Source organism: Micromonospora sp. URMC 107 (assembly GCF_051386315.1).
Taxonomy (GTDB): Bacteria; Actinomycetota; Actinomycetes; order Mycobacteriales; family Micromonosporaceae; genus Micromonospora.
Window position 1 is genome coordinate 1 of sequence record NZ_JBPQTK010000209.1, and the last position, 5,861, is coordinate 5,861.

Here is a 5,861-nt window from a genome sequence, read left to right on the forward strand (position 1 = left end):
AGCAGGCCGGCGCCGCGTTCAACCCGGAGGCCGTGGCCAGCGCCGTGCTGCCCAGCGTGTTCCGGGTCCGGGCCGGCAGCTCCACCGGCACCGCGTTCGCGATCGGCAAGCCGGCCGCGGGCGGGGGCACCAACCTGTTCACCAACTACCACGTGGTGGACGCGCTCTGGCAGACCGGCGAGCGGGAGGTCTTCCTGGAGCGCACCGACCAGCGCTTCCCGGCGACCATCGTGCGCGTCGACGAGGCGAACGACGTCGCCCACCTGCGGACCAACGGCAAGTTCACCGGCCTGGTCGCCGCGCCCGCCGCGGTGAAGTCCGGGCAGCAGATCGTGGTCGTCGGCGCCCCGCTCGGCCTGGAGGACAGCGTCACCACCGGCGTGGTGAGCGCCTTCCGCGAGGCCGGCGGCGGCGAGGGCCCGGTCATCCAGTTCGACGCCCCGATCAACCCCGGCAACTCGGGCGGCCCGGTGATCAACGGCAGCAAGCAGGTCGTCGGCATCGCCACCGCCAAGGCCCGCAACGCCGAGGGGATCGGCCTCGCCGTACCGATCAAGGTCGCCTGCGACGGTTTCAAGATCTGCTGACCCCGGCAACGCCCAACCCCCTTCGGCCCGGCGGAGCCAGCCGCCCGGCCAGCACACGTGGAGGAAGAACGAGATGTCCCAGCCACCGACCGGGCCGGAGGGCTATCCGCCGTACCCGCCGGCCGCGCCCGGTCAACCGCCGTCGGGCGGCGGCCCGCACGGCACCACCTACGGCAGCGCGCGCCCTTACCCGCAGGAACAGCCGGACGCCGGCCAGCAGTACGCTCCGGCCCCGCAGCAGTACAACCCGGCGCCGTCCGCCGGCTACCCGCAGTCTGCGCCGCCGGCCGGGCCCGCCGGTTACCCGCAGTCCGCGCCGCCGGCCGGGCCCGCCGGTTACCCGCAGTCCGCGCCGCCCGCCTCGCCCGGCTACACCCCGGGCAGCGCGTCGCCCGGCTACACCCCCGGCGGCGCCTCGCCCCACGGCGGCCAGGCCTCCGGCGGGCCGGCCTTCGGGCAGCCGATGTCGGTGCCCCCGGCCTCGGCCGGGCCGGCGTACGGGCAGCCGATGTCCGCCCCGCCCGGCTCCGCCCCGCCCTTCGGCGCCCCCGCGCCGGGCGGCCCCCGCAAGAGCCACAAGGTGCTGGTCCTGGCCGTCGTGGCCGGGCTGCTCTTCGTCCTGGGCGGGGTGATGACCGGCCTGTTCGTGTCGACCAACAACGAGCTGGCCCGGACCGAGAAGAAGATGGCCAGCGAGGTCAGCCAGCGCGACGGCACCATCGCGGCGAACGGCAAGGAGATCGAGAAGCTCAAGACCGACCTCCAGGCGGTCCGGGACAAGCTCGGCGACACCGAGCAGGACCTCACCGGCACCCGCAACGACCGGGACGAGCAGGCCCGGCAGAAGAAGGTCATCGCCACCTGCCTCGACAAGCTGACCACCGCGCTCGCCGCGGCGGCCAACGGCAACAAGGCGGCCTACGACCGGGCCATCCAGGGCATGGACAAGGTCTGCAACGAGGCCGAGAAGTATCTGTGAGGTGACCCGTCGCGGGGTCAGGCCGCGCCGGCGGGGCGACGCTCCGGCAGCGCGGTCACCCCGGGCGGGGGCAGCCCGGCGGTCGAGGCCAGCAGCGCGCACCAGGCCAGCAGGTGTGGGCCGAGGTCGTCGTCGACCGGCGTCCAGGAGGCGCGGATCTCGATGTCGCCCGCCGCGGGCGGCCCGGCCAGGTCACCGAATCGGGTCGACATGGTCTGGGTGATCGTGCCGCCGATCGCCCGGTGCTGCGCGTCCTGCGCCTCCAGGGCGTCCGTCAGCCACGTCCAGCCCACCCCCGGCAGCAGCGGGTCGGCGGCCAGGTCGACCTCCAGCTCCGCCGTCACGTAGGTGACCAGCCGCAGGGTGCCCTGCCAGGCCTCGTGGCCGGCCGGGTCGTGCAGCAGGATCAGCCGCCCGGAGGCCACCTCCTCGCCGTCGCGCAGGACGGTGGCGGAGAGCGCGAAGGCGTACGGGGCGAGTCGCTGCGGCGCGCCGACCTCCTCCAGCACGATCTCCGGCCGGGGCGCCGCGGACCGCAGCCCGGTGACCGCGCGGGCGAAGGTCTCCGGGAGCGCGATCGGGGGGGCCATGCCGGCAGCCTATGCCGCCGGCCGGCCCCCCGCCCGAGAGGCGCGCCGAGGCCGCCCCCGCCGCGACGGCGTCACCGCCCCGGACGGCGCCCCGCAGGCACCCGCTGCCCACCGGGCCGACCGGGGTCACAAAAGGCGGCGCTGCCCGCTGCCGCTCGCGTCGCGCGTGGCACGATGGCCGCGATGACCACCACGCCGACGGGCGCCGACGCCCGAGACGAAGACCCCCGCCCCGGCGGACCGGCCGACTCGCCCTTCGTCCGGGCCTGCCGGCGCCAGCGCGGCCCGCACACCCCCGTCTGGTTCATGCGTCAGGCCGGCCGGTCGCTGCCGGAATACCGCGAGATCCGGGCCAACGTGGCGATGCTGGAGTCCTGCCGCCGTCCCGACCTGGTCACCGAGATCACCCTTCAGCCGGTACGCCGGCACGGGGTGGACGCCGCGATCCTGTTCAGCGACATCGTGGTGCCGGTCGCCGCCGCCGGGGTGGACCTGGACATCGTGCCCGGCACGGGACCGGTGGTCGCCGAGCCCGTGCGCACGCTGCCCGACGTGGAACGGATCCGGCCGATCACCCGCGACGACGTCTCCTACGTGGACGAGGCGGTCCGGATGCTCGTCGCCGAGCTGGGCGACACCCCGCTGATCGGCTTCGCCGGCGCGCCGTTCACCCTGGCCAGCTACCTGGTCGAGGGCGGCCCGTCGCGTACCCACGCGAAGACCAAGGCCCTCATGTACGGCCAGCCCGAGCTGTGGCACGCGCTCTGCGGCCGGCTGGCCGAGGTGACGCTCGAGTTCCTGCGGATCCAGGTGGCCGCCGGGGTCTCCGCGGTGCAGCTCTTCGACTCGTGGGCCGGCGCGCTGTCGGAGGCCGACTACCGCCGCTTCGTGCTGCCGCACTCGGCGGGCGTACTGGCCGGGCTGGCCGACGCGGGCGTGCCCCGGATCCACTTCGGGGTGGGCACCGGCGAGCTGCTCGGCGCGATGGGCGAGGCCGGCGCCGACGTGGTCGGCGTCGACTGGCGTACGCCGCTGGACGCGGCGACCCGGCGGATCGGGCCGGACCGGGCGGTGCAGGGCAACCTCGACCCGTGCGTGCTGCTCGCGCCGTGGCCGGTCGTCGAGGGCGAGGTGCGGCGGATCGTGGAGCAGGGCCGGGCCGCCCCCGGGCACGTGTTCAACCTGGGGCACGGCGTGCTGCCGGAGACCGATCCCGGCGTGCTGACCCGGGTGGTGGCCCTGGTGCACGAGTTGTCCGCCGAGCCGGCCGACCGGGGCTGAGCGACATGCGGGCGCCGTGGCGGGTGGCGGTGGTCGGCGGCGGGATCGCCGGGCTGGCCGCCGCGGTCCGGCTGCGCGACCGGGCCCCCGCGGGCACCGAGATCACGGTGTACGAGCAGTCCGGTGCGCTCGGTGGCAAGCTGCGCACCGGCGAGCTGGTCGGCTCGGCGGTGGAGTTCGGCGCCGAGTCGTTCCTGATGCGCGACTCGGCCGGGGGCGAGTCCGCCGCCGTGGCCCTCGTCCGCCGGCTCGGCCTGGGCGGGCGGATCGTGCACCCCACGGTCGGGCAGGCCGCGCTCGTCGTCGACGGGGGGCTGCGCCCGATCCCGGGCGGCACGCTGGTGGGCGTACCCGGGGACCTGGAGCGCGTGGCCACGGTCGCCCGCCCGGCGGCGGACGCCGACGTCGACGCCGGCCGCCCGCTGCTCGGCGCGCGGGACGACGTCTCCGTCGGCGCGCTGGTCCGGGCCCGGTTCGGCGACGAGGTGGTCGACCGGCTGGTCGACCCGATGCTCGGCGGCGTCTACGCCGGCCGGGCCGACGACCTCTCCCTGGCCACCACCATGCCCGCGCTGGCCCGGGCCGCCCGGGTGGAGCACACCCTGGTGGGCGCCGTCCGCGCCGCGCAGGCCGCGGCCCCCCGCGCGCCCGGGGCGCCGGTCTTCGGGACCCTGGCCGGCGGGCTCAGCACCCTGGTCGAGGCCGCGGCGGCGGCCAGCGGCGCGACGATCCGGCGGGGCGCGGCGGTACGCGAGCTGACCCCGACCGGGGCCGGGTGGCGGCTGACCGTCGGCCCCACCCGCGAGGCGGAGCTGGTCGACGTCGACGCCGTGGTGCTGGCCGTGCCGGCCCGCCCGGCGGCCCGGCTGCTCGCCGGCTGCGCCCCGGAGGCGGCGCAGGGCGTCGGCGGGCTGGACTACGCCAGCGTCGCGCTGGTCACCCTGGCGCTGCCCGAGCCGGAGCTGCCGGAGCTGTCCGGCTTCCTGGTGCCGAGCACCGAGGGCCTGCTGATCAAGGCGTCGACCTTCTTCACCACCAAGTGGGGCCACCTGCGCCGCACCGACGGGCTGGCGCTGGTCCGCGCCTCCGTGGGCCGCTACGGCGAGGAGCGGCAGGTGCAGCGCACCGACGAGGACCTGGCCGCCACCGTGCACCGGGAACTGTCGGCGGTGCTCGGCGTGGCGCTGCCCGCACCGGTCGCCGGCCACGTGCAGCGCTGGGGCGGGTCGCTGCCGCAGTACACCCCGGGGCACGCCGACCGGGTGGCCGCCGCGCGGGCGGCCCTGCGGGCGGGCCACCCGACGCTGGTCCTGGCCGGCGCGGGGTACGACGGGGTCGGCATCCCCATCTGCGTCCGCTCCGGCGAGACGGCGGCCGAGGAGATCATCACAGCACTGGGAGGATCGGGGACATGACCGAGCAGACCAACGCGGCCCGGCTGCGGGAGCTCAACGACAGCATCCGCTACACGATGTGGTCGGTGTACCGGGCCACCAGCCCGCTGCCGTCGCTGCGCGAGAACGTCACCGGCGAGGTCGAGGCGCTCTTCGCGGAGCTGGCGGGCAAGGACGTGGTCGTCCGCGGCACGTACGACGTCTCGGGGCTGCGCGCCGACGCCGACCTGATGATCTGGTGGCACTCCGCCTCCAGCGACGACCTCCAGGACGCGTACCTGCGGTTCCGCCGCACCACGCTGGGCCGGGCGCTCACGCCGGTCTGGTCGCAGATGGCCCTGCACCGGCCGGCGGAGTTCAACAAGAGCCACATCCCGGCGTTCCTCGCCGGCGAGGAGGCGCGCGCGTACGTCTGCGTCTATCCGTTCGTCCGCTCCTACGAGTGGTACCTGCTGCCGGACGCCGAGCGGCGCGAGCTGCTCGCCGAGCACGGCAAGATGGCCCGCGGCTACCCGGACGTGCGGGCCAACACGGTCGCCTCGTTCGCGCTCGGCGACTACGAGTGGATGCTCGCGTTCGAGGCCGACGAGCTGCACCGGATCGTCGACCTGATGCGCGACCTGCGGGGCTCCGGCGCCCGCCGGCACGTCCGGGAGGAGATTCCCTTCTACACCGGCCGCCGCCGCTCGGTCGCCGACATCGTCAACGGCCTCGTCTGACGCGCGGTCGCCCGCCGGACGCTTTACGCCGCCGGGGTGGGACGGGGCGGCGGTGGCTGGTGTTCCACACCGGGCGCACCGCGCGGCCGGGGCGAGGCGGGCGTCGGTGGTTGGCGTGCCGGCCCTGTCGAGCTGCCCCGTGGGGTGGGGCGGTGGCCGGCCCGGTGGCGGTCTCACCGGCGGGGGCGGTGGCCCGCCCGGTGGTGGTCTCACCGGTGGGGCAGCTCGACAGCGACCTGATGATCCCGATGCGCGGGCCGGCCGGGGCCTGCACGGCCGCCTACCGGATCACCGGGCAGTGGGGTGGAGGC

At 76.2% G+C, this 5,861-nt stretch carries 6 protein-coding genes; 5 read left to right on the forward strand and 1 reads right to left on the reverse strand.

Features of this window, described 5'->3' with window-relative positions:
• A partial coding sequence (locus ACSNN9_RS27375; RefSeq protein ID WP_436676164.1) for a S1C family serine protease occupies positions 1-587 on the forward strand: 587 nt, incomplete at its 5' end.
• 73 nt (positions 588-660) lie between these two features.
• Complete coding sequence (locus tag ACSNN9_RS27380) at positions 661-1,566, forward strand: hypothetical protein (protein ID WP_436676166.1); 906 nt, start codon at positions 661-663, stop codon at positions 1,564-1,566.
• A 17-nt stretch (positions 1,567-1,583) separates the two neighbouring features.
• Here ACSNN9_RS27380 and ACSNN9_RS27385 read toward each other — a convergent pair whose 3' ends face one another.
• A complete protein-coding gene (locus ACSNN9_RS27385) occupies positions 1,584-2,156 on the reverse strand; it encodes a DUF3000 domain-containing protein (protein WP_358084858.1) in 573 nt (190 codons plus the stop codon).
• Between the two features lie 183 nt (positions 2,157-2,339).
• Here ACSNN9_RS27385 and hemE point away from each other — a divergent pair, with 183 nt between their 5' ends.
• From hemE to hemQ, 3 genes are read left to right on the forward strand one after another with little or no spacing between them, the layout of a single operon-like run.
• Positions 2,340-3,437, forward strand: a complete 1,098-nt coding sequence (gene hemE / locus ACSNN9_RS27390; RefSeq protein ID WP_358084861.1) for a uroporphyrinogen decarboxylase — start codon at positions 2,340-2,342, stop codon at positions 3,435-3,437.
• Positions 3,438-3,442: 5 nt separating this feature from the next.
• A complete protein-coding gene (gene hemG, locus ACSNN9_RS27395; RefSeq protein WP_436676168.1) occupies positions 3,443-4,852 on the forward strand; it encodes a protoporphyrinogen oxidase in 1,410 nt (469 codons plus the stop codon).
• The gene (hemQ, locus tag ACSNN9_RS27400; protein WP_436676169.1) at positions 4,849-5,550 is read left to right on the forward strand and encodes a hydrogen peroxide-dependent heme synthase; all 702 of its coding nucleotides are present in this window, start codon (positions 4,849-4,851) and stop codon (positions 5,548-5,550) included. Before hemG ends, hemQ begins: the two co-directional genes overlap by 4 nt.
• Positions 5,551-5,861 lie beyond the last annotated feature (311 nt).

Bases quoted from the DNA above. Each gene is read 5' to 3' on its own strand.
- ACSNN9_RS27385 (WP_358084858.1), bottom strand. From the start codon at position 2,156: ATGGCCCCCCCGATCGCGCTCCCGGAGACCTTCGCCCGCGCGGTCACC.
- hemG (WP_436676168.1), top strand. From the start codon at position 3,443: ATGCGGGCGCCGTGGCGGGTGGCGGTGGTCGGCGGCGGGATCGCCGGG.
- ACSNN9_RS27380 (WP_436676166.1), top strand. From the start codon at position 661: ATGTCCCAGCCACCGACCGGGCCGGAGGGCTATCCGCCGTACCCGCCG.
- hemE (WP_358084861.1), top strand. From the start codon at position 2,340: ATGACCACCACGCCGACGGGCGCCGACGCCCGAGACGAAGACCCCCGC.
- hemQ (WP_436676169.1), top strand. From the start codon at position 4,849: ATGACCGAGCAGACCAACGCGGCCCGGCTGCGGGAGCTCAACGACAGC.